Here is a 23851-nt window from a genome sequence, read left to right as displayed (position 1 = left end):
GATAACCAAAATCTGTTATCAACCTAACGCTTGGTTTAAATCGGCAATAATATCCTCATAATGCTCCAACCCTACTGACACACGCACCAAGCCATCTGAAATTCCAACTTCAAGTCTATCTGCTTCATTCAATTTACTATGTGTTGTTGATGCTGGATGCGTCGCAATACTTCTGGTATCCCCCAAATTTGCTGATAATGACAATAGTTGCAATTTGTTTAAAAACTGTCTTCCAGCTTCAATGCCTCCTTTTATTTCAAAAGCTACAATATTACCGCCTTTTTTCATTTGCTTTTTAGCTATGCCATATTGCGGATGCGATTTTAAAAACGGATATTTTACCAATTGTACATTTTCATGCGACTCTAAAAACTCTGCTACTTTTAACGCATTTTCACAATGTCTATCAACACGAACAGAAAGTGTCTCCAAGCTTTTTGACAATACCCACGCATTAAATGGTGATAATGCTGGACCTGTATTTCTTGAAAACAGATAAATTTCTCTAATCAAATCGGCTTTACCAACAGTAACACCACCTAAAACACGACCTTGACCATCTATTAATTTAGTTGCTGAATGAATAACCAAATCTGCTCCAAATTTAATAGGGTTTTGTAAATATGGTGTTGCAAAACAGTTATCTATAACCAATAGTAAATTGTGTTTTTTAGCGATGTTTCCTAGCAACTCTAAATCTAAAATATCAACCGCTGGATTGGTTGGTGTTTCAGCATAGAGAATTTTAGTATTTGGCTGAATAAGGCTTTCAATCTTATCAATTTCATTTACTTTGAAATAGCTCGTTTCAATATTCCATTTTGGTAAAAATTTGGTAAACAAACTATGTGTTGATCCAAAAACGCTTCGGCAAGACACCACATGATCACCTGCATTTAACAAAGCTGCAAATGTTGAAAACACAGCCGACATTCCTGTTGCGTATGCGTAACCAGCTTCAGCTCCTTCTAACTTGCAAATTTTATCTACAAACTCTGACGTGTTTGGGTTTGTAAATCGGCTGTAAATATTACGCTCTTTTTCTTCGGCAAATGAAGCACGCATATCTTCGGCATCTTCAAACACAAAACTACTGGTTAAGTGCAATGGTGTTGAATGCTCTAAATACTGCGAACGCTCCATTTGTGTGCGTATCGCTTGGGTTTCAAAATGGTTTTCTTTGCTCATTATCTTTAGTTTTTTTCTTTTAGTTAATATGTTTTGAAAGGCGTAAAATATCTCCAAAAACACCTCTTGCAGTAACTTCTGCGCCTGCTCCAGCTCCTTGAATTACAATAGGATGTTCGCCATACGATTCGGTGAAAATTTCAAAAATAGCATCAGCTCCTTTTACTTGCCCTAAAGCACTATCTTCAGGAATTGACACCAATTTCACTTCTAGATTTCCTTTGTCTTGTTGTAAATCTCCAGATAAATCACCAACATATCGCAATACATGATTTGGTTGTTGTTTATCTTTTACATTCTGAAATTCTGAATCAAGAACATCTAATTGCTGTAAAAATTCTGCAACCGAAATATCACGATATGCTTCAGGTATTAAATTTTGAACAGCAACATCGTCAAACTCGTTTATTAAATCCAATTCGCGAGCCAGAATTAGTAGTTTCCTTGCCACATCATTTCCTGAAAAATCTTCACGTGGATCTGGTTCGGTAAAGCCTTTATCAATCGTTTCTTGAACAATGGTGCTAAATGGTTTATCCTGAACTGAATAGTTATTGAACAAGTAACTTAACGTTCCTGAAAACACACCACGAATACGTGTAATATTCTCACCAGATTCATGTAATAATTTGATAGTATCTATTAACGGTAAACCTGCGCCAACCGTAGTTTCGTACAAGTATTGCTTGTTGTTTTCTTTTAAATGTTGACGTAAATCTGCATAGAAATCATGCGAAATGGTATTGGCAATTTTGTTAGACGACACCAAATCGAAACCTGCTTCTACTAACGGTTTATAATTCTCATGAAATACTTTGCTTGCTGTGTTATCAACAGCAATAAGATTTTCAAAATGATGCGCTTTAGCAAACTCAATAACATCTTGAATACTATAATTTTCTTCAGCTGAAGTAATCTCGGTTTTCCAGTTTTCTGAAACGCCATGTTTTGCCAACAATAGTTTTTTAGAATTGGCAATGGCGAACACATTTAAGTTAATGCCTTTACGCTTTTCAATCTCTGTTTTTGATTTTAAAATTTGATTAATCAAAGCGCCACCAACCAATCCGTGACCAAAAATGGCGATGTTTATCTTTTTTGAAATTCCGAAAATTTCACCATGAATTACATTTACAGCTTTATGTAATTGTGTCTTTTTAACCACCAAACTCACATTACGTCCTGTAACGGTATTATTGAACAACAACGGTGTAATTTGATTTTTAATTAACGCATTGAATGGTTTGTGAAACGAACTTAACTCGATACCAATAATAGAAATCACCGCAACATCATCAACCACTTCAATTTTATTAACATCTTTTGAGTAAAAATCGGTTTCAAACTCACGTTCTAGAGCAATAACCGCTTGTGTAGCTTGCGCGGAATTTATCACCAAACCAATACCTCTTTCAGAAGATCCTTGGGACACAATACTCACACTAATTCCGTAATTGCTCAACGCTTTAAAAATCCTCGCATCAACACCGACTTTACCTAACAAACCACGACCTTCTAAATTTATAAGCGCAACATCTTCTAGAACTGACAAAGACGTAACCTCTTTGTTGCTTGATTTTGCTGTGATTAACGTTCCTTCATCTTCAGGATTGAACGTATTTAAAATACGAAGGTTGATATTCTTTTCAACTAGCGGAATAATGGTTTTAGCGTGTAAAACGCTTGTACCGAAGTTCGCTAATTCGTTAGCTTCGTTAAAGGATAATTCCCTGATTTTTTGCGCATCTTCTACCAAATCTGGATTTGCTGTGTAAATACCATTTACATGCGTGTAGTTTTGTAATTCTTCGGCATCTAAATAGTTTGCCAATAATGACGCTGAATAATTGCTTCCATTTCTGCCCAACAAGGTCGTTTCTCCATTTTTATTAGAGCCGATAAACCCAGTTACAACATTTACAGTTGTACCATTATAGCTTTTAAAATGCGCTAAAACATTGTCTTTAGATTGCTTATCTTGAGGTTGTGCATTTATATAATCAGCATCTGTTTTTATCAAAACTCTGGCATCTGTTGGGTTGGCGTTAACACCTTTTGATTTTAATAATTCTGAAATCAATTTCACAGATAATAATTCGCCATAGGATAGTACTTGCGCTTTAATTTTATCGCTATAATCACCAAGAAGCTTAACACCTTCAAAAATGTTGTTCAATTCTGAAAACTCTTCAGTAAAATCAATACTTGGTAATGGTTCTGTTTGATAACTTTTAAACGTTTCAAAAGCAGTTTGATAGTCTTGTTTTTTGGCAGCTTTCTCCAAAATAGCTTCCAAAGTATCAGTTGCTTTTCCTCTAGCCGAAACCACAACCGCAATATGCTCGCCTTCATTTACTTTATGCTCTATAATTGACAACACGCGGTTTAATCCGTCGCCATTAGCAAGCGATTTTCCTCCAAATTTTAATACTTTCATTCTTTTATTTTTGGTTTCAGGTCTAAAAATGCCTTCTATAATCTGTTCTAATTGTTCAAATTCTATTAAAAATGCATCGTGTCCGTGACTGGAATGAATTTCACTATAGGTCACATTAGGATGCGTTAATGCCAATTGGCGTTGTGTTTCGCGGTTTTCTTCAGCGGTAAAAAACAAATCGGAATCTACACCAACAATGGCAATGTTAGATTTTATGATATCCAATACATTTACATTATCGCCTCTACCACGCGTAACATCAATGGTTTTCAGTAATTGATTCATGAGCTTGTAAGCCGATAGTTGAAAACGCTCTTGCAGTTTTTTTCCGTGATGCAACAACCAACTTTCCACATTAAAGATTTCTAAATCATCATTTTTACTACGTTGAAAACGCTCTTTAAACGATTGTGGCGTTCGGTAACACAACATAGCGTGCATGCGTGCATCGTGAACCGGATTGTTAGAGTTTACCAAGAATTGCTCTTGAATTTGACAGTTGGCAATTAACCAATCGGTAGATTTCCAGTCGGTTGCCACAGGAATTAAATATTCGGCTAGATTTGGTGACAGAAACGCCATTTCCCAAGCAATTCCACCACCAAGCGAACCACCAATTAGCGCAAAAAGTTTATCAATTTGTAATGCTTTTAAGCCTAAAAGAAATATGTTCGCGATATCTCTTGCTACAAAATCTTTATAGTTTTCAACCGCAAATCCGTCGTAACCATTTCCTGGAATATTGAATGCTAAAATGGTATATTTTTGAGTATCGATAACTTTGTTATCGCCTATTAAATCTGTCCACCAACCATCTTTACCAGTAACATTACTATTTCCGGTAAGTGCGTGATTTACCATTACAATGGGCGCTTCTCCTAAAGGTTTTCCAAAGGTTTGATAAGACAATTTAATTGTAATGCTCACATTGCTTTCTAGCAAGACATTGTCTAATAAAACATATTTAAGTTTGCTCATGTTTGATTTATAAATTTTAAAAAATCAAAAAGTCAAAACACCTCTTTTGTGAGGACTTAAATAGAATATGTTAAAAAGAAATTACGTAATTACAGGACTGTAATTAGTTTTGTGTTATCTATCTAATTGAAATTTTCGATTATACTCGAAATAACAAAAAGTAGAATTTAGCACCTTCTTAAATAAAGATTCCTGTTTCCACAGGAATTTAAGGGTTGCCAAGGTTTCATAGGGTCTATTCCCTCCACCTTTCTTGATAACATTTCAATAAGTAATTTGAACTTTGTGAGTGCAAATATTCAGTTAGAAAATTTTAATATCCAAATAATTTTGATTTTTTTTATAAAATCTCTTTAAAAAATCAGGCGTATTGTTCTAAATATTTCTCTTTAATAATCTGTGCTACAGGCTTGTTTTCAATCTTACTTTCTAACCAAGAAATAATATCAAGATACAAAAATGCACGACGCTCATAAGGATGATTTTCGTATTGCTTAAGCTGTTTATGAAACTTAACAAATGCTTTTTTAATATCATGCGGAAAAATGTCTTGAAGCCCTCGAATAAACCTAATCATTTCTTTTTGAACCTCGTTTAAGTCATTGATTTTCAGCAGATACTTATAAGTATCTCTTAATAAACGCTCCAAATGATAATCTAAACCTTCTTCATAATGCGCCACAACGTTTAAAACACGTGAGAAACACTGTAAATCCTCACGCATAGAAAGCGATTTATTAGAAATTATCTTATTTAAATAATGAATACATTCTCGATTATTTCCTGCCCCAAAATGCATACTCGCAAACTTGTAATAGAAAATCATGGTATGGTGTTCATCTATTCTATCTTGATAATTTGGTAGTGCTTTTTCAATTTTAGGAATTAACTGCAAGCCTTCGTGAAAACTACCATCTACAAAATAGTAATTCACACTATTTACATTGTAATACAAGAATGATAAAGCTTCTACATTTTCATCTTTATTGAAAGATGGCGTATTTATAATATCTTCAAATTTATCAAGGTATTCTTTAAATTTCTCTTTGTTTTTTATGTAAAAAAGCGACTCCAACAAATAGTTATTTCCTTTTATAAAAAACACAGGATTTAGGTGAATCATTTCTGGATTTTGTTCAAAAAGGGACACCCATTTTAAAGCAAATTTATAGCAGTTTAAAAAATCTTGCATTAAAAAACTATACCACAAATAGGCTTTATACAACCATAGTTTTTCTCTAAAACCTAACTGTGAAATGTCATATTTAGGTAATCTGGCGTTAAAATAGTCTTGTATTTCTTTAGCATCATCTTGATTTTTAGCGTAACCAAATTTTAGGAAAAGTCCGTATAACTGCAAAGATAAATTTGAGAGTTTACTGGCAATCACATTGGCTTGACTCAACTCTTTGGCTTGTATTGTAAGTTCATCTGCACGACCACTGATACTACGTGTAATGTATTGCGATTCAATAACCTTTTCTAGCTCTACAATTTCATAAGCTAGATTTTTTTCTTCATGCTGTATCGCAACATCTTTAGCTTTATCTAAAATTTTCAACGCCTGCTTATACAAACCTTTATGATACAAAATAGACGCAAAATCTAGCTGTTCTCTTATTTGAGAACGTGTGTTTTGGTGCGACGGACTCAAACGTAAACTAATTAAAATTTGCTTGTACAAATGGGCTTTAACATTAGCTAATTGCTGCTTTTTAATATTGGCATTTTTTAAAATAGCAACCTCATCATACGATGACAACTTATCCATAACATTAAACAAATTCAAAAATTTTGAATCATCATTCACACCCAATCTGCCAACATACAATTTAAATTGGCGTTTTTCAGATTTGGTCATGGATTTTACCAACGAAAACAAATTATCTTTTTGGTCTTTAGTCATCAAACAAAATAAATATTAACTAATTGAAATACAGTGTTGTAAATTAAAATAATGCGTTTGAACATCGTAAACAAAGTTGCGAGTTTATACGCTATCATAAATCCAAAGTATAAATTCGTAAGACAATACAAAAATTTATTTTTTAATGTCTAAAGATAAAGTACAAATTTTCGATACAACACTTCGCGATGGTGAGCAAGTACCAGGTTGTAAATTAAACACAAGTCAAAAACTGGTCATTGCCGAACGATTAGACACGTTGGGTGTTGATATTATTGAAGCAGGTTTTCCTGTGTCTAGCCCTGGAGATTTTGAAGCTGTTGCTGCCATAGGAAGAATTGTAAAAAACGCTACCGTTTGTGGACTAACACGTGCTGTTGAAAATGATATTAAGGTCGCTGCCGAAGCTTTAAAAACATCTGTTAGACCAAGAATACATACAGGAATAGGCACATCAGACTCACATATAAAATTCAAATTCAACTCTACGCGCGAAAAAGTTTTAGAACGTGCTTATAATGCTGTAAAATACGCTAAATCGTTTGTAGAAGATGTAGAATTTTATGCCGAAGATGCTGGACGAACTGATAACGAATTTCTTGCTAAAGTTTGTGAAGTTGCCATTAGTGCTGGAGCAACGGTTTTAAACATTCCTGATACTACAGGCTACTGCTTACCTAGTGAATATGGTGCCAAAATAAAATATTTAAAAGAACATGTAAAAGGCATAGACAAAGCTATTTTATCTTGTCATTGCCATAACGATTTAGGATTAGCCACAGCAAATTCTATAGAAGGTGTTATTAATGGTGCTCGTCAAATAGAATGCACTATTAATGGTGTTGGCGAACGTGCTGGAAACACAGCTCTTGAAGAAGTCGTCATGATTTTAAAACAACACCCTTATTTAAATTTAGACACAAGTATTGTAACACAAGAACTTTATGGCATTAGCCAATTAGTACAAGAACAAATGGGAGTTTACTCTCAACCTAACAAAGCTATTGTTGGTAGTAACGCTTTTGCTCACAGCTCTGGAATTCATCAAGATGGCGTTATAAAAAACCGTGAAACTTACGAAATTATAGACCCAAAAGATGTTGGTGTTACCGAGTCTGCTATTGTACTTACAGCTAGAAGTGGTCGAGCTGCTTTAGCGTATCGCGCAAAAAATATTGGCTACGAACTAACCAAATTACAGCTTGATGATATTTATCAAAACTTTTTGGTTTTTGCAGATAAGAAAAAGGAAGTCAATGATAGCGATATTCATCAAATTATTGAAACAAGCAACGTGTATCAACAAATCATTTCGGCTTAATTAAAAAAGAGTACCGCTTTCGCGGAAAACAACTATGGGAAAAACATTATTCGATAAAGTTTGGGATGCACATGTGGTCGATTCTATTGAAAACGGCCCTCAAATTTTATATATAGACAAACATTTAATTCATGAAGTTACGAGTCCTCAAGCATTTAATGAGCTTGAAGAACGTAACATTCCTATTTTTAGACCAAATCAAATTGTAGCAACTGCAGATCACAATACACCAACACAAAACCAACATTTACCAGTAAGAGACGAATTATCCAGAAACCAATTAAAACAATTGGCTGAAAACTGCGATAAAAACAACATTACACTTTACGGTCTTGGTCATAAATACAACGGTATTGTTCACGTTATGGCTCCGGAACTTGGTATTACGCAACCTGGAATGACTATGGTTTGTGGTGATAGTCACACCTCAACACATGGTGCTTTTGGAACCATTGCATTTGGTATTGGCACAAGTCAAGTTGCACAAGTTTTTGCTAGTCAATGTTTGCTTTTAACAAAACCTAAAAGCTTACGTGTTTCTGTAAACGGAACCCTAAAACCTGGTGTATTACCAAAAGATGTTATTTTATACATCATTTCAAAAATTGGTACAAATGCAGGTACTGGTTATTTCTGTGAATATGCTGGTGATGTTTTTGAAAACATGAGTATGGAAGGCAGAATGACTGTATGCAATATGAGTATTGAAATGGGAGCTCGTGGTGGCATGATTGCGCCAGACGAAACTACTTTTGCCTATGTAAAAGGGAAAGAATTTGCGCCTCAAGGAGAAGCCTTTGAGAAAGCTGTTGCTTACTGGAAAACACTTCCTACTGATACCGATGCTACTTTTGATAAAGAATATACGTTTGATGCTAAAGACATCGAACCTATGGTTACTTATGGTACCAACCCAGGAATGGGTATAAAAATAAATGCCAAAATCCCAGATTTAAGCGATGCTTCTTTTGAAAAGTCTCTAGAATACATGGACTTTAAAAAAGGAGAACTTATGCTAAACAAACCTATTAACTACGTATTTATAGGAAGTTGCACCAACTCCCGAATTGAAGATTTTAGAGTTGCTGCCAACTATATAAAAGGCAAGCAAAAAGCACCAAATGTAACTGCTTGGTTAGTTCCTGGAAGTAAGCAAGTAGAATCTCAAATAGAAGAAGAAGGCTTAAAAACAGTATTTGAAGCTGCTGGTTTTGAATTAAGACAACCTGGTTGCAGTGCGTGTTTAGCCATGAACGATGATAAAATTCCTGAAGGCGAATACTGTGTTTCAACATCAAATAGAAATTTTGAAGGTAGACAAGGACAAGGCGCAAGGACTATTTTAGCAAGTCCTCTAGTTGCCGCTGCAACTGCTGTAGAAGGAAAAATTGTTGATGTCACTAAAGCGTTAAGCCTAGAAGAAGAATTGATTTAAACATGGAAAAATTTACAACTTTTCATAGTACTGCCATTCCGTTGGAAATTGAGAATATTGACACCGATCAAATTATTCCAGCGCGTTTTTTAAAGGCAACCGACAAACAAGGTTTTGGCGATAATGCATTTAGAGATTGGCGTTTTGATAAACAAGGAAACATTAACGAAGCCTTTGCTTTAAACAACCCAAAATATCATGGTAGCATATTGGTTGCTGGAGATAATTTTGGTTGCGGCTCTAGTCGTGAGCACGCTGCTTGGGCGCTTGCTGGTTATGGTTTTAAAGTAATTGTTTCTAGTTTTTTTGCTGATATTTTTAAAGGCAATGCTTTAAACAATGGCTTGTTACCTTTACAGGTTTCTGAAGGGTTTTTAAAAGATTTGTTTGAGGTTATTAAAACCAATCCTGAAACAGTATTAACCGTGAATTTAGAAGCACAAACCTTAATGGTTGATGGTACAAATTTGCAAACCGATTTTGACATTGATCCTTACAAGAAAACTTGTATGATTAATGGCTATGATGATATTGATTATCTATTAAGTAAAAAAGAACAAATAGAAGCTTTTGAGCTATCGCGTTAGCGATTGAGGCATTTGTTGAAGCTCTCCAGATGGTTAGAATCTGGAAGCGACTGCCGAAAGCGCGACCCTTGTGGTAACGCCCAAAAAAAGCAACAAAATAATAACTAAATAAAGAGAGCAGCGTGATTTGCTTTCGAAGGAAATGACTATGAAATTAAATATTGCAGTTTTATCAGGAGATGGTATTGGTCCAGAAGTTACAAAAGAAGCCATCAAGACATTGAAAGCGATAGCTCAAGAGTTTGACCATACGTTTAATTTTAAATCGGCTTCAGTTGGCGCTATTGCTATTGATGAAACTGGAGAACCGCTTCCTGATGCTACGCTAGATTTGTGCAAACACAGCGATGCTGTTTTGTTTGGTGCCATTGGCGACCCAAAATACGATAATAATCCTAATGCAAAAGTGCGTCCGGAACAGGGATTGCTTAAGCTACGTAAAGAGCTTGGTTTGTATGCAAACATTAGGCCTGTTAAGGCTTACGACATGCTTTTAAGTCAGTCTCCATTGAAGGAAGAAAACATTAAAGGCACTGACATTAGTATTTATCGAGAATTGACTGGTGGTATTTATTTTGGTGAAAAACAATTAAGTGAAGATGGTAATATCGCTTCAGATTTGTGTGAATATTCTCGTGAAGAAATTGAGCGTATTACGCATTTAGCTTTTAAAGCTGCACAAACAAGACAAAAAAAGGTAACACTTGTTGATAAAGCCAATGTATTGGAAACGTCTCGTTTATGGCGCAATGTTGTAAAACAAGTTGCTGAAGACTATCCTGATGTAGCATTAGACTTTTTGTTTGTAGATAACGCTGCGATGCAATTGATATTAAACCCAAAACAGTTTGATGTTATTTTAACCGAAAATATGTTTGGTGATATTATTAGTGATGAAGCCAGTGTTATTGGTGGTAGCATTGGATTATTAGCTTCGGCATCGGTTGGTGATAAACACGCGATGTTTGAACCTATTCATGGATCGTATCCGCAAGCTACCGGAAAAGGTATTGCAAACCCTATAGCCTCTATTTTATCGGCTGCTATGTTACTTGATCATTTTGAGTTACATGAAGAAGCTGAAATGGTTAGAGAAGCTGTTGAAAAATCGTTACAACTAGAAATTACAACACCTGATTTAAACAGTAAAAACAATACTATAACAACAAGTAAAGTTGGAGACTTTATTGAAGACTTTATTAATAACCCTAAAGATAGTAACCTAAATTTCGCGAATATTCATTTGGGTCAATCTACTATTATTTAGAGTGATTAATTATTTTGATTAAAATCAGAAAAGCACCTCCAAAGAGGTGCTTTTTTTTATTCAGGAAATTTATTTTTTATCTCGTCCAGACATAAATTACCAATACTGCCAATGTGTGTGTGCTCTTTTGAGGTATCTGGTTTGTAGGTTCCGTTTTGTACTTCACTACCAATTTTTTGATAAGCCTCTCTAAAACTCATACCGTTTTCAACTAGTGTATTGATGTTGTCAACCGTAAATAAATATTGATATTTCTCGTCGTTTAAGTCAATAGATTTTTCTTCTATTTGTTTTATAGAATAGTTGAAAATCTCTAAAATATCTTGCATATCCATAATGGCTGAAATCATATTTTCTTTTAATAACTGATAATCTCTGTGATAACCACTTGGAAGATTGTTGGTAATCAACACCATTTCATGATGTAAAGCTTGTATTTTATTGCTCTTTCCTCTAATCAATTCGAAAACATCAGGATTTTTTTTATGAGGCATAATACTACTTCCTGTAGTTAACTCATCCGGAAAACTTATGAAGCCAAAATTCTGACTCATATACAGGCAAATATCCATAGCAAAACGCGCCAATGTATTGGCTAAACTACCTAATGCTAATGCAATGGTACGTTCACTTTTTCCTCTACTCATTTGTGCAGCAACAACGTTATATTTTAAAGTTGAAAATTCTAAAAGTTCTGTACTTAATTGTCTGTCAATTGCGAATGAACTTCCATAACCAGCTGCAGAACCAAGCGGATTTTGATCAACGGTTTTCAAAGCAGCATCTAACAAATACACATCGTCAATTAAGACTTCTGCGTAGGCAGAAAACCATAACCCAAAAGATGATGGCATCGCAACTTGCAAATGCGTGTAACCTGGTAATAATGCCTTTTTATGTGTTTCAGCTAACTCTAAAAGTGTTTCAAAAAAATCTTTTGTTTTATATTTTATATTGATTAATTCGGCTTTGTAAAATAGTTGCAATGCCACCAAAACTTGATCGTTTCTTGATCGCGCTGTGTGGATTTTTTTACCAACATCACCATAGGTTTTGGTGAGTTCAAATTCAATTTTTGAATGTACATCTTCAAACTGATTGTCTATGCTAAATGTTCCGTTTTCAATTTGTGATGCTAAATCTTCAAGTCCTTTTTCTAATTGTTGTAATTCCTCAGTTGTTAAAATACCAATTGATTGCAACATTTTAGCATGCGCTAATGAGGCTTGCACGTCGTATTTTGCAATGTGTAAATCGATGTCACGATCATTACCAACTGTAAACTGTTCTATTTTTTTGTCTATGCTAATTCCTTTGTCCCAGAGTTTCATAATTTTTTCCTGCGAAAGCAGGAATCTCTGCTTTCTGTTTAGTTTAATTTTCTTTTTTGGATTCCGCATCAAGTGCGGAATGACAGACCTTTTATAAAATAACGCGATTTAACAATTCAATATAAATCTTTATGCCTTCTTCAATTTCGTTAATATATATAAATTCGTCTGCACTATGCGATCGTGTGCTGTCGCCAGGTCCTAGTTTTAATGACGGACAACTTAACACTGCTTGATCTGATAAAGTTGGTGAACCGTACGTGTTTCTTCCAATTTCAATTCCAGCTTTCACCAATGGATGATCGGTTGGAATGGATGACGAATTCAGTTTTATGCTTCGCGGAATGATACTATCACAAGGTGCTTCTTGTTGTAAAATATCCACAATCTCTTGATTAGAATATTTATCATTCACACGAACATCAACCACCAAATCTACGTTCGCTGGAACAGCGTTGTGTTGCTTACCAGCATTGATTTGCGTGACAGTCATTTTTACCTCACCTAGAGCTTTGGATGTTTTTGTAAACTCATAATTTTTGAACCAATCCAATACTGAAATCGTGTTATAAATTGCATTGTCATTGTTTGGATGTGCTGCATGACTTGGTGTACCTTTTATTACAGCATCAAACACAACCAAACCTTTTTCGGCAACCGCTAAATGCATCAAGGTTGGTTCACCAACAATAGCGACATCAACTTTTGGAATAACACTTAACATGCTATTTAAACCATTGTCACCACTGCTTTCTTCTTCTGCAGAAGCGACTATAACCAAATTATATTTTAGGTCTTTATTGTCATAGAAATAGGCAAAGGTTGCCAATAAACTCACCAAACATCCGCCAGCATCGTTACTGCCTAAACCATACAATTTTCCATCTTCAACAATCGCTTTAAATGGATCTTTAGTATAACCATTATTTGGTTTTACCGTATCGTGATGCGAGTTTAAAAGTAAGGTTGGTTTGGTCTCATCAAAATATTTATTAAGTGCCCAAACGTTATTATTTGTGCGTTGATATGGTATGTTTTGAAGCTGAAACCATTGCTCAATATGTTGTGCAGTTTGGTCTTCTTCAGAGGAAAACGAAGGTGTTTCTATCAGTTGTTTTAGCAACGAAATGGCTTGTTCTGTTAACGTTGATATCATTTTGAAATGGTTGTGTAGATTGATTTTTTATCGAAAAGCATCTCTGGTTTTCCAATACATACTTTTTGGACATTATGATTGACAGCATGTATGCAATTATTAATTTTTGGTAGCATGCCTTCTGATATAATTTGATTATCTATCAATTGCTGAACATTTTCTGAAGTTATTGATTCAATCACTGAATGATCATCATTAACATCTTTTAATACACCGTTTTTTTCAAAGCAGTAATATAATTCTGTATTGAAAATTTTAGACAATCCAATGGCTAATTCCGAAGCAATTGTATCTGCGTTGGTGTTTAATAGTTGTCCTTTTTTATCATGTGTAATAGCACAAAACACAGGTGTGACATTATTACTTAAGAGTAGTTCTAAAGTTGTTGTATTCACTTGTTTTACATCACCAACATAACCGTAATCGATAGTTTTTACAGGTCTTTTGTCTGATACAATCGTATTGCCATCTGCACCAGAAAACCCAATTGCATTACAGTTATTTGCTTGCAATTGTGCGACTATATTTTTATTGATTTTACCTGCGTAAACCATAGTTATAATGTCTAAAGTTTCAGCATCTGTAATCCGTCTGCCATCAATCATTTTAACTTCTACTTGCATTTGGTTGGCAAGTTTAGTTGCTAATTTTCCGCCACCATGTACCAATAGTTTAGGCTCTTCAATCGTAGAAAAATCTTTTAAAAATGACAGCAAAGCCTGTTCATTATCAATAATGTTTCCGCCTATTTTTATGACTTTTAGTGTTTTCATTTTAATCCTTCTAAAATCTGCTTCAACACGATTTGAGCTGCAAATGTTCTGTTATTGGCTTGTTTTATCACTACTGAATTTTCACTATCTAAAACTGCATCTTCAACAACAACATTACGTCTTACAGGTAAGCAATGCATAAATTTGGCGTTGCCTAACTTGTCTTTTGTCATCATCCAATTTTCATCTTGATTTAATACTTTTCCATAGTCATCAAAGCTGCTCCAGTTTTTCACATACACAAAATCGGCATCTTTTAAAGCCTCTTTTTGATTGTAATTTATTGGTGTTTCTTTTGTAATACTTTTATCTAACTCGTAACCTTCAGGATGCGTTATTGTAAAATCAACCTCTAAATTTTGCATCATTTCTACAAACGAATTCGCCACAGCTTGTGGTAACGCTTTAGGATGTGGTGCCCAAGACAATACAACTTTAGGTTTTGGTTTTTTTGCCAATTCAGTAATCGTAATCGCATCTGCCAAAGCTTGTAATGGATGCGCTGTCGCACTTTCCATGTTAACGATTGGTACTGTAGCATATTTTTCAAAACTTTTTAAAATGTATTCGCTTTGGTCTTTGGCTTTATCTGTTAATGTTGGAAATGCTCTAACCGCAATAATATCTGCATACTGCGAAATCACTTGCGCTGCTTCTTTAACGTGTTCTGATGTGTTGGCATTCATAACGGTTCCGTCTTCAAATTCTAACTGCCAAGCATCGTTTACATTTAAAACCATCACATCCATTCCTAAATTCTTTGCTGCTTTTTCTGTACTTAATCTGGTTCGTAAACTGGCATTGAAAAACAACATGACCAAGGTTTTATGTTTTCCTAAATCTTGAAATTCAAAAGGATTCATTTTTAATAAAATAGCTTCCTTTATAGTTTCGTTTAGGTTAGAAATGTCTTTTATTTCGGTGTATTTTTTCATGAGTTTAATTCTTTTTTAAGTGCTACAAAAAAGGCTTCAATGTGTTTTTTCTGAATGGTTAAAGGCGGTAAAATTCTGATTAAATTAGGATTGTTAGCACTTCCTGTAAACATATGATGTTTATGTATGAGTTGTTTTCTTAATTCTGAAACAGGAAAATCAAATTCTAATCCTAACATCAAACCACGACCTTTTATACTTTTCAAGCCTGGTAATTCTTTAGCTTTTTCAATAAAATAAGCTGAAATTTCATTTGCATTTTCAAGCAGTTTTTCTTCCTCTAAAACTTCCAAAACCGAAAGTGAAGCTGCACAAGCCAAATGATTGCCGCCAAAGGTTGTTCCTAACAAACCAAAGCTAGGCTTGATGTTGGGATGAATTAAAATACCACCAATAGGAAAACCGTTGCCCATTCCTTTTGCGATAGAAATAATATCTGGTGTGATATTGTGCATTTGAAAAGCAAAAAAATCGCCAGTTCTACCAAAACCAGATTGAACTTCGTCTGCAATTAAAATCGTGTTGTATTGCTTGCATAATCTTTCTAAACCTTGATAGAATTCGGTAGTGCTTTCGTCCAATCCGCCAACACCTTGAATGCACTCGATAATCACTGCGCAAGTTTCATTTGCTTTCAGAACATTTTCAACTGGAATTAAATCACCTAACTCGACAAAGTCGACCTCTTGTTGCGCATTTATTGGCGCCACAATTTTAGGATTATCTGTTGCTGCAACAGCAGCAGATGTACGACCGTGAAACGAATTTTTAAAGGCTAAAACTTTACTTTTTCCGTTGTGAAATGATGCTAATTTCAAAGCGTTTTCATTAGCTTCTGCGCCAGAATTACATAAAAACAATTGGTAATCTTTACAACCTGAAAGCGCTTCTAACTTATCTGCCAAAGCTACTTGCAGCGGATTTTGAATTGCATTACTGTAAAAACCCAATTTTGACACTTGATTGGAAATTACAGACACATATTTTGGATGCGAATGCCCAATAGAAATCACTGCATGTCCACCATATAAATCTAGATATTCGACATTATTTTCGTCGTAAACATAGACGTCTTTTGCTTTTACAGGTGTAATGTCAAAAAGTGGATAAACGTTAAACAAACTCATATTTGTTCCTTTTTAATGTTGTTAATTTTATTGAACGATGCCACCATTCCTTGAATTAAAGATGAGCTCAATCCTTTGTGTTCCATCTCGTTTAACCCTTCAATAGTGCAACCTTTTGGTGTAGTAACACGATCAATTTCTTCTTCTGGATGATCGCCATTTGTGATTAGTAAATTAGCTGCGCCTTCACAAGTATACATCGCTAATTCTTGTGCTTCTTTTGAGTCAAATCCCAACTGAATTGCAGCTTGTGTTGTCGCTCTAATCAAACGCATCCAAAAGGCAATTCCACTAGCGCAAACTACTGTTGCCGCTTGCATTTGCGCTTCAGGAATTACTAACGAATGTCCCAAACGATTAAAAATAGCTTGCGCAATTTTAATCCGTTTTTCACCTTGTGCATTGCTACATAAACACGTCATAGATTTACCAACTGCAATTGCTGTATTTGGCATAGCGCGAATGATAAACTGATCAGTCCCAATTTGTGCTTCAATTTTAGAAATGGTATAACCAGTAATTGTAGAAATCACGACATGCTTTTCGGTTAAAAAAGGTTTAATGTCATTTAAAATTGATTCGAAATGCGCTGGCTGAACCGCAAAAATCAAAATATCTGATTGTTGTACAGCCAAAACGTTATCATTTGTAATGGTCACATTTTTATAACCATCAAATTCAGATAAGCTATCCACATTTCGCTTCGTTAAATACAAGGTGGTAATCGCATTGTTGGTGATTAATCCTTTGGCTATCGATTTCCCTAAATTCCCTGTTCCTATGATTGCTATTTTCATTTGTTTAGTAATTAGTGTTTAGTTGGTAGTGTTTAGTGTACTCACTCATACTTTTTAAAAATAACTCGCTTTTAATTTTAAACCTGTTGTTTCTTCAAAACCAAACATTAAATTCATGTTTTGCACAGCTTGTCCTGATGCGCCTTTTAATAAATTATCAATGATGCTTGTGACCAATAATTTATCTTCGTGTTTATGTAAATGAAGTATGCAATTATTGGTATTGACTACTTGTTTTAAATGAATATTTTCATCTGAAATCAAAGTGAATTTTGCGTCTTTATAAAAGTCACTAAACAATTGTTTTGCATCTTGAAAACTACCATCAAATTTTGTGTAAAGCGTTGCGAAAATTCCTCTTGAAAAATCACCGCGATTTGGCATAAAGTTGATCTGTGCATTGAAATTGTCTTGTAACAATTTTACCGACTGATTAATTTCACCTAAATGCTGATGTGTAAAAGGTTTGTAATATGAAAAATTGTTGTCACGCCATGTAAAGTGAGTTGTTGCAGAAAGTGAAGTTCCTGCGCCTGTAGCGCCTGTAACCGCATTTACGTGCACATCTTCAAGTAATAATTTTGCATTCGCTAATGGCAATAATGCCAATTGTATAGCTGTTGCAAAACAACCAGGATTCGCAATATAATCAGCTTGTTTTATATCTGATTTGTTTAATTCAGGTAGACCGTAAACGAATGTTTTTCCATTGAAAGTCTTATCATTTTCGAGTCTAAAATCGTTACTTAAATCTATGATTTTGGTTTCGGTTGAAAATTTGTTACCAGTTAAAAACGCTTTAGAATTTCCGTGACCTAAACACAAAAATAACACGTCAACTTTTGGATTGATTTTATTAGAAAATTCTAAATCCTCACCAATTAAATCTTGATGTACTTTACCAATAGTATTACCTGCATTGGATGTGCTGTACACAAAATCTATGTTTACTACAGGATGATTGATTAAAAGTCTAATCAATTCGCCAGCTGTGTAACCTGCACCACCAATTATTCCTGCTTTAATCATAACTCTTGATTTACCTGATGATAGATTTTGTTTTGATTACCAAAAATTTTAATGAATCCTTTTGCGTCTTCTGCAGTCCAACCTTTGTTTTCTTCACCATAACTTCCAAACTTCGCACTCATTAAATCATGTTTTGAAGAAATACCATCTAATGTGAAATGGTATGGTTTTAAAGTCGCAACCACTTCACCAGAAACTTTATCTTGACTACTTTCTAAAAAGGCTTCCATGTTTCGCATTACCGGATCTAAATATTGTCCTTCATGCAAATGCATTCCATAAAAATTAGATAGATAATCCTTATGCTGTAACTGCCATTTGGTTAACACATGTTTTTCTAATAAATGGTGTGCTTTTATGATGATTAAGGCAGCAGCAGCTTCAAAACCAACACGACCTTTTATCCCAACAATAGTATCGCCAACATGAATATCGCGACCAATTGCATAGGCAGACGCTAACGTATTTAAGACTTCAATATTAACTTCTGGACTGTTTTCGATTCCGTTTACAGCAACCAATTCACCTTTTAGAAAGGTCAACGTGACTTTTTCAGGATCAGAATGTTTTAATTGTGAAGGATAGGCTTCGCTAGGTAAAGGTTTTTCCGAAGTTAAGGTTTCTGATCCACCAACACTTGTTCCCCAAAGTCCTTTATTGATTGAGTACTTTGCTTTTTCCCAAGACATATCAATACCATTTTCTTTTAGATAATCAATTTCTTCCTGTCTGGTTAATTTTTGATCTCTGATAGGTGTGATAATTTCAATTTCTGGTGCTAAAGTTTGAAAAATCATATCAAAACGCACTTGATCATTTCCTGCACCAGTACTACCATGAGCAATATATTTTGCATCTATACTTTTAGCGTATTTAATAATTTCGATTGCTTGGATAATTCGCTCTGCACTTACCGATAATGGATACGTGTTGTTTTTAAGTACGTTTCCAAAAATTAAATACTTAATTACTTTATTATAGTAAGACGCAATAGCATCTATATTTTTGTAAGTAGCTACACCCATTTTATAGGCGTTTGCTTCTATTTTGTTAATTTCTTCTTTTGTAAATCCGCCTGTATTTACACTTACCGCATGCACATCGTAACCCGCTTTTGATAGGCTAACTGCGCAATACGATGTATCTAATCCGCCACTATATGCGATGACTAATTTTTTACTCATTTTGCTTTTCTTTTTTGAGAAACCTGGTTTGTTTAATGCTTTTTAATCGCGTCCAGACTTTTTTATCGAATTTATGATTGCTTGTTTTTTCCTCTTTTAAAGGATCGTATAACATACCTGTGCATAAACACATTTTTTGTTCTGTACGTTGTAAAACATCATAGTTTTTGCAGGTTTGACAACCATTCCAAAAGGTTTGATCATCTGTTAATTCTGAAAACGTCACAGGTTTATAACCTAGTTCGCTATTCATTTTCATTACAGCTAAACCTGTTGTGATACTAAAAACTTTTGCATTTGGGAATTTGGCACGCGAATGCTCAAAAATTTTCTTTTTGATTTGTTTAGCCAATCCTATATTTCTGAAATCTGGATGAACAATTAGTCCAGAATTTGCTACAAATTTTCCGTGACTCCATTGTTCTATGTAGCAAAAACCAGCAAATTTATCGCCATCTAAAGCAATGACAGCATTACCATTTTCCATCTTGGTAATGATATATTCTGGCTTTCGTTTTGCAATACCTGTACCCCTTACTTTTGCAGCTTCGGCAATGGTTTCACAAATAATTTCGGCATAAACGCTATGCGATTTGTTAGCAATAACAATTTCCATAATACAGACCGTGATAACGGTTATATTTTATTAATAAATTCTAGTTTTTGTTTTTTTTTTGAGATTCCTGTTTTATCAGGAATTATTTTTTTGAAAGAGGAACTGGACACACCTAAAGTTCCGAAAAATTAGACATACCCTTACGGGCGACGTGGAAAACGTCGACGTACTAAAACATGGTTATTAAGAGTAATAACTTGATGTTTTAAAAATGATATCTGTAAAGGGTTGTTCAATGTGGTAAAAAATAAAAATGTGTAACTAATTTGCTTGGTTTTGAGCATTAGCGACGTCGCTCACGAAGTGTTGAGCGTGTGGGTTGAATTTCCCTATTTCTATTTTTTGTTAAATTCATAGTGCTAAACTATAAATAAATTAAATACGACGGTTTAAAAATTGTTGATTTTAATCAAATTTTATGATTTTGTCAAAATAAGCACTTTTAATTGCTTAAAATTTAAAAAATTAGACTAAAAACTGAAATAAATCAGGCTTATTATTGAGATAGTCACCATAAAAATTTCTGTTTTTCATTTTGGTGATTAATGGTTCTAAATCTTCTTGAGATTTTAGCTCAATACCAACCACTGCCGAACCAGTATCGCGATTGGATTTTTTTGTATACTCAAAATGCGCAATATCATCGTTTGGACCTAAAATATCTACCACAAATTCTTTTAAAGCTCCAGCACGTTGTGGGAATTTCACAATGAAATAGTGCTTCAAATTTGAATACAACAATGCACGCTCTTTTATTTCAGCAGTACGTGTTATATCATTATTGCTACCACTTATTACACAAACAACATTTTTTCCTTTGATGTCTTCGGCAAACACATCTAAAGCAGCAATACTCAACGCGCCAGCAGGCTCAACTACAATAGCCTCTTTATTGTAAAGCTCTAAAATAGTCTGACAAATTTTCCCTTCAGGAATGGTAATCATATCGTCTAAATTCTGCTTACAAATATCAAAAGTTTTATCACCTACCTTTTTTACTGCAGCGCCATCTACAAAGTTCTCAATGTGTTCGAGCTCTGTATTCTCATCATTTTTAATTGATGTTGACATTGATGGTGCTCCAGTAGGTTCAACACCAATAATTTTTGTATTTGGAGACAATTGCTTAAAAATAGTTGACAAACCAGATGCTAATCCGCCACCACCAACAGGCACAAAAACATAATCTATAGGTTTTGGCGCTTGGTTAAACAATTCCCAACCTACGGTTGCTTGTCCTTCAATAACTTTTTCATCATTAAATGGATGAATAAAAGCCTTGCCTGTTTCTTGTTGCTCTCGCATAGCAGCATGGTAAGAATCATCAAACGTATCACCTTCTAAAACGACATTAATATAATCTTCGCCAAACATTTTTACCTGTTCAATTTTTTGGTTTGGTGTTGGCGAAGGCATATAAATTGTACCGTGAATTTTAAGCAATTTGCAAGATAAAGCCACACCTTGCGCATGATTTCCTGCACTGGCACAAACCACACCATTTTTTACTTCACTTTGAGACAATGAAGCCATTTTATTGTAAGCACCTCGAATTTTATACGAACGTACCATTTGCAAATCTTCGCGCTTAAACAAGATGTTGCTACCGTACAGTTTTGAATAGTATAAATTTGAGGTTAACGGTGTTTGATTTACTACCGATTTCAATTTATCAGCAGCAGCAATTACCGCTTCTAATGTTGGAAAATATGTGGTTTGTGTATCTTTCATTTGTTGTATTAAGATAAAACAGCTTCGGCTTTTATAGCTTCGGTTTTTATCACTTTCATGGCTGTCATTGCTGTACGTAAACGTTTACCTACAGTTTCGATAGAGTGACTTCTTATAGCTTCATTTACTTTTATCAATTCAATATTATCAACATCATTTTTAGTTGCAAATGGTTTCCCGACAACATCGGTTGAAACAGTTTTCATGAAATCTACCAATAATGGTTTTGCTGCATGATCGAATAAATAGCAACCATATTCGGCAGTATCTGAAATCACACGATTCATTTCGTATAACTTTTTACGAGCAATGGTATTTGCGATTAATGGTAACTCATGAAGCGATTCGTAATACGCAGAATCTTCAATAATCCCAGCACTAACCATTGTTTCGTAAGCTAATTCAACACCTGCTTTTACAAACGCAACCAATAATGTTCCGTGGTCAAAATACTCTTGTTCTGAAATAGTTTCAGACGTTAAAAGTGTTTTTTCAAAAGCTGTTTCGCCTGTAGCTTCACGCCACGTTAAAAGGTTAATGTCATCATTTGCCCAATCTTCCATCATGGTTTTAGAAAAATGACCAGAAATGATATCATCCATATGCTTTTGGAACAATGGTGCCATTATCACTTTCAATTCTTCAGAAAGTTTAAACGCTTCAATTTTTGCTGGGTTAGACAATCTATCCATCATATTGGTAATACCACCATGTTTTAAGGCTTCGGTAATAGTTTCCCAACCGTATTGAATCAATTTTGCTGCATATTCTGGCTCGATACCTTCTTCAACCATTTTATCGAAACATAAAATAGAACCTGTTTGCAACACACCACACAAGATGGTTTGCTCACCCATAAGATCGGACTTTACTTCAGCAACAAAAGAAGATTCTAAAACACCAGCGCGATCGCCACCAGTAGCCACAGCATAGGCTTTTGCTTGTGCCAACCCTTTTCCTTGCGGATCATTTTCTGGATGTACCGCAATAAGTGTTGGCACACCAAAACCACGTTTGTACTCCTCACGAACTTCGGTTCCAGGGCATTTTGGTGCCACCATAATTACGGTTAAATCTTCACGGACTTGCGTACCTTCTTCAACAATATTAAATCCGTGAGAGTAGCTTAAGGTCGCTCCTTTTTTCATTAAAGGCATGACAGCATTTACCACATTGGTGTGCTGTTTATCTGGTGTAAGGTTAAGCACTAAATCGGCAGTTGGAATTAACTCTTCGTAAGTTCCAACGTTGAAACCATTATCGGTTGCTTGTACATAAGATTGGCGCTTTTCGGCAATGGCTTGTGGTCTTAAAGCATAAGAAATATCCAATCCGGAATCTCTCATATTTAAGCCTTGGTTAAGTCCTTGTGCACCACAACCAACGATTACGATTTTCTTTCCTTGTAAAACTTCAACGCCATCTTCAAATTCTGACGCTTCCATAAATCTACATTTTCCTAATTGTGCTAACTGTTCTCTTAATGATAATGTGTTAAAATAATTTGACATGGTGTGTGTTTTAGTTTTTGAATGCTAGTAGCATTTCTGATATTTTCATTTCGTCTTTGGTTACAGCAATACGTCCTGATCGTACAAATTGCATGATGCCAAAGGGTTTTAATTTTTGGTGTAATTCGTCTAACTCTTGTCGTCTTCCTGATTTTTCAAGGACAAAGAATTTCTTGTTTACAGTAACAATATTAGCGTTACTGTCTTTAATGATATTTTGAATTTGACGTTCGTCAAATAGCAAATCTGATTTTATTTTGAACAAGCAAGATTCTTGATGAATGGTTTCATCATCTGTATGATAAAACGCTTTAATGACTTCAACTTGCTTTTCTATTTGACCGATGATTTTCTTGATTTGTTCTTCGGTAACTTTTACAACGATTGTCCAGCGCGATACGCCTTTTATTTCGGAAACAGAAGACACAATGCTTTCAATATTGATATGACGACGTTGAAAAATTGCCGAAATTCGATTTAACAATCCAATATTATTTTCGGTGTAAATAGATACAGTATATATTTGGTTTTCTTGACTCATA

General features: G+C 34.6%; 19 protein-coding genes and 1 riboswitch. Of the genes, 4 read left to right on the top strand and 15 right to left on the bottom strand.

Going from position 1 to position 23851, the window contains the following annotated elements; all coding sequences use genetic code 11:
• Window positions 1-18: 18 nt before the first annotated feature.
• The 3 genes from DMZ43_RS13770 to DMZ43_RS13760 form a co-directional block, all read right to left on the bottom strand.
• Window positions 19-1188: a PLP-dependent aspartate aminotransferase family protein gene (locus DMZ43_RS13770; protein WP_131508921.1), complete on the bottom strand. Its 1170-nt coding sequence runs from the start codon at window positions 1186-1188 to the stop codon at window positions 19-21.
• Window positions 1189-1207: 19 nt separating this feature from the next.
• Complete coding sequence (thrA, locus tag DMZ43_RS13765) at window positions 1208-4603, bottom strand: bifunctional aspartate kinase/homoserine dehydrogenase I (protein WP_131508920.1); 3396 nt, start codon at window positions 4601-4603, stop codon at window positions 1208-1210.
• 111 nt (window positions 4604-4714) lie between these two features.
• Window positions 4715-4866: riboswitch (SAM riboswitch) on the bottom strand.
• Window positions 4867-4964: 98 nt separating this feature from the next.
• Window positions 4965-6509: a hypothetical protein gene (locus tag DMZ43_RS13760; protein WP_131508919.1), complete on the bottom strand. Its 1545-nt coding sequence runs from the start codon at window positions 6507-6509 to the stop codon at window positions 4965-4967.
• 145 nt (window positions 6510-6654) lie between these two features.
• Between DMZ43_RS13760 and DMZ43_RS13755 the strand changes: the two genes are divergently transcribed.
• From DMZ43_RS13755 to leuB, 4 genes are all read left to right on the top strand, one after another.
• The gene (locus DMZ43_RS13755) at window positions 6655-7830 is read left to right on the top strand and encodes a 2-isopropylmalate synthase (protein WP_131508918.1); all 1176 of its coding nucleotides are present in this window, start codon (window positions 6655-6657) and stop codon (window positions 7828-7830) included.
• 34 nt (window positions 7831-7864) lie between these two features.
• Window positions 7865-9265, top strand: a complete 1401-nt coding sequence (gene leuC, locus DMZ43_RS13750; RefSeq protein ID WP_131508917.1) for a 3-isopropylmalate dehydratase large subunit — start codon at window positions 7865-7867, stop codon at window positions 9263-9265.
• Window positions 9266-9267: 2 nt separating this feature from the next.
• Window positions 9268-9852, top strand: coding sequence for a 3-isopropylmalate dehydratase small subunit (gene leuD / locus DMZ43_RS13745; protein WP_131508916.1), 585 nt, complete (start codon window positions 9268-9270; stop codon window positions 9850-9852).
• Window positions 9853-10000: 148 nt separating this feature from the next.
• The gene (leuB, locus tag DMZ43_RS13740; RefSeq protein ID WP_129761098.1) at window positions 10001-11119 is read left to right on the top strand and encodes a 3-isopropylmalate dehydrogenase; all 1119 of its coding nucleotides are present in this window, start codon (window positions 10001-10003) and stop codon (window positions 11117-11119) included.
• A gap of 56 nt (window positions 11120-11175) precedes the next feature.
• On the opposite strand, the gene argH is transcribed toward leuB, so the two are convergent.
• From argH to ilvN, 12 genes are all read right to left on the bottom strand, one after another.
• The gene (gene argH / locus DMZ43_RS13735) at window positions 11176-12450 is read right to left on the bottom strand and encodes an argininosuccinate lyase (RefSeq protein WP_131508915.1); all 1275 of its coding nucleotides are present in this window, start codon (window positions 12448-12450) and stop codon (window positions 11176-11178) included.
• Window positions 12451-12541: 91 nt separating this feature from the next.
• A complete protein-coding gene (locus DMZ43_RS13730; protein WP_131508914.1) occupies window positions 12542-13606 on the bottom strand; it encodes a M20 family metallo-hydrolase in 1065 nt (354 codons plus the stop codon).
• Complete coding sequence (gene argB / locus DMZ43_RS13725; RefSeq protein ID WP_187347867.1) at window positions 13603-14379, bottom strand: acetylglutamate kinase; 777 nt, start codon at window positions 14377-14379, stop codon at window positions 13603-13605. Before argB ends, DMZ43_RS13730 begins: the two co-directional genes overlap by 4 nt.
• On the bottom strand, window positions 14376-15314 hold the full coding sequence (locus DMZ43_RS13720) for an N-acetylornithine carbamoyltransferase (RefSeq protein ID WP_131508912.1): 939 nt from the start codon (window positions 15312-15314) through the stop codon (window positions 14376-14378). Before DMZ43_RS13720 ends, argB begins: the two co-directional genes overlap by 4 nt.
• Window positions 15311-16441: an aspartate aminotransferase family protein gene (locus tag DMZ43_RS13715; protein WP_131508911.1), complete on the bottom strand. Its 1131-nt coding sequence runs from the start codon at window positions 16439-16441 to the stop codon at window positions 15311-15313. The genes DMZ43_RS13720 and DMZ43_RS13715 overlap by 4 nt, the downstream gene beginning before the upstream one ends.
• Window positions 16438-17238, bottom strand: coding sequence for a pyrroline-5-carboxylate reductase (gene proC / locus DMZ43_RS13710; protein WP_131508910.1), 801 nt, complete (start codon window positions 17236-17238; stop codon window positions 16438-16440). The genes DMZ43_RS13715 and proC overlap by 4 nt, the downstream gene beginning before the upstream one ends.
• 54 nt (window positions 17239-17292) lie before the next feature.
• On the bottom strand, window positions 17293-18267 hold the full coding sequence (gene argC / locus DMZ43_RS13705; protein ID WP_131508909.1) for an N-acetyl-gamma-glutamyl-phosphate reductase: 975 nt from the start codon (window positions 18265-18267) through the stop codon (window positions 17293-17295).
• Window positions 18264-19451, bottom strand: a complete 1188-nt coding sequence (locus DMZ43_RS13700; RefSeq protein WP_131508908.1) for an argininosuccinate synthase — start codon at window positions 19449-19451, stop codon at window positions 18264-18266. Before DMZ43_RS13700 ends, argC begins: the two co-directional genes overlap by 4 nt.
• On the bottom strand, window positions 19444-20067 hold the full coding sequence (locus tag DMZ43_RS13695; protein ID WP_131508907.1) for a GNAT family N-acetyltransferase: 624 nt from the start codon (window positions 20065-20067) through the stop codon (window positions 19444-19446). The genes DMZ43_RS13700 and DMZ43_RS13695 overlap by 8 nt, the downstream gene beginning before the upstream one ends.
• 465 nt (window positions 20068-20532) lie before the next feature.
• On the bottom strand, window positions 20533-21798 hold the full coding sequence (gene ilvA / locus DMZ43_RS13690) for a threonine ammonia-lyase IlvA (protein WP_131508906.1): 1266 nt from the start codon (window positions 21796-21798) through the stop codon (window positions 20533-20535).
• Between the two features lie 8 nt (window positions 21799-21806).
• Window positions 21807-23309: a ketol-acid reductoisomerase gene (gene ilvC / locus DMZ43_RS13685; protein WP_131508905.1), complete on the bottom strand. Its 1503-nt coding sequence runs from the start codon at window positions 23307-23309 to the stop codon at window positions 21807-21809.
• Window positions 23310-23319: 10 nt separating this feature from the next.
• Complete coding sequence (ilvN, locus tag DMZ43_RS13680; RefSeq protein ID WP_131508904.1) at window positions 23320-23850, bottom strand: acetolactate synthase small subunit; 531 nt, start codon at window positions 23848-23850, stop codon at window positions 23320-23322.
• Window position 23851: the final 1 nt, after the last annotated feature.

It is taken from the genome of Meridianimaribacter sp. CL38 (assembly GCF_004328055.1).
Taxonomy (GTDB): domain Bacteria; phylum Bacteroidota; class Bacteroidia; order Flavobacteriales; family Flavobacteriaceae; genus Gaetbulibacter_B; species Gaetbulibacter_B jejuensis.
This window is presented reverse-complemented; position numbering and strand designations above follow the sequence as displayed.

Bases quoted from the DNA above. Each gene is read 5' to 3' on its own strand.
- DMZ43_RS13695 (WP_131508907.1), bottom strand. From the start codon at position 20,067: ATGGAAATTGTTATTGCTAACAAATCGCATAGCGTTTATGCCGAAATT.
- ilvA (WP_131508906.1), bottom strand. From the start codon at position 21,798: ATGAAAGATACACAAACCACATATTTTCCAACATTAGAAGCGGTAATT.
- ilvC (WP_131508905.1), bottom strand. From the start codon at position 23,309: ATGTCAAATTATTTTAACACATTATCATTAAGAGAACAGTTAGCACAA.
- DMZ43_RS13770 (WP_131508921.1), bottom strand. From the start codon at position 1,188: ATGAGCAAAGAAAACCATTTTGAAACCCAAGCGATACGCACACAAATG.
- thrA (WP_131508920.1), bottom strand. From the start codon at position 4,603: ATGAGCAAACTTAAATATGTTTTATTAGACAATGTCTTGCTAGAAAGC.
- leuD (WP_131508916.1), top strand. From the start codon at position 9,268: ATGGAAAAATTTACAACTTTTCATAGTACTGCCATTCCGTTGGAAATT.
- DMZ43_RS13715 (WP_131508911.1), bottom strand. From the start codon at position 16,441: ATGAGTTTGTTTAACGTTTATCCACTTTTTGACATTACACCTGTAAAA.
- argC (WP_131508909.1), bottom strand. From the start codon at position 18,267: ATGATTAAAGCAGGAATAATTGGTGGTGCAGGTTACACAGCTGGCGAA.
- ilvN (WP_131508904.1), bottom strand. From the start codon at position 23,850: ATGAGTCAAGAAAACCAAATATATACTGTATCTATTTACACCGAAAAT.
- DMZ43_RS13760 (WP_131508919.1), bottom strand. From the start codon at position 6,509: ATGACTAAAGACCAAAAAGATAATTTGTTTTCGTTGGTAAAATCCATG.
- DMZ43_RS13700 (WP_131508908.1), bottom strand. From the start codon at position 19,451: ATGAGTAAAAAATTAGTCATCGCATATAGTGGCGGATTAGATACATCG.
- leuC (WP_131508917.1), top strand. From the start codon at position 7,865: ATGGGAAAAACATTATTCGATAAAGTTTGGGATGCACATGTGGTCGAT.
- leuB (WP_129761098.1), top strand. From the start codon at position 10,001: ATGAAATTAAATATTGCAGTTTTATCAGGAGATGGTATTGGTCCAGAA.
- DMZ43_RS13730 (WP_131508914.1), bottom strand. From the start codon at position 13,606: ATGATATCAACGTTAACAGAACAAGCCATTTCGTTGCTAAAACAACTG.
- proC (WP_131508910.1), bottom strand. From the start codon at position 17,238: ATGAAAATAGCAATCATAGGAACAGGGAATTTAGGGAAATCGATAGCC.
- DMZ43_RS13720 (WP_131508912.1), bottom strand. From the start codon at position 15,314: ATGAAAAAATACACCGAAATAAAAGACATTTCTAACCTAAACGAAACT.
- argB (WP_187347867.1), bottom strand. From the start codon at position 14,379: ATGAAAACACTAAAAGTCATAAAAATAGGCGGAAACATTATTGATAAT.
- DMZ43_RS13755 (WP_131508918.1), top strand. From the start codon at position 6,655: ATGTCTAAAGATAAAGTACAAATTTTCGATACAACACTTCGCGATGGT.
- argH (WP_131508915.1), bottom strand. From the start codon at position 12,450: ATGAAACTCTGGGACAAAGGAATTAGCATAGACAAAAAAATAGAACAG.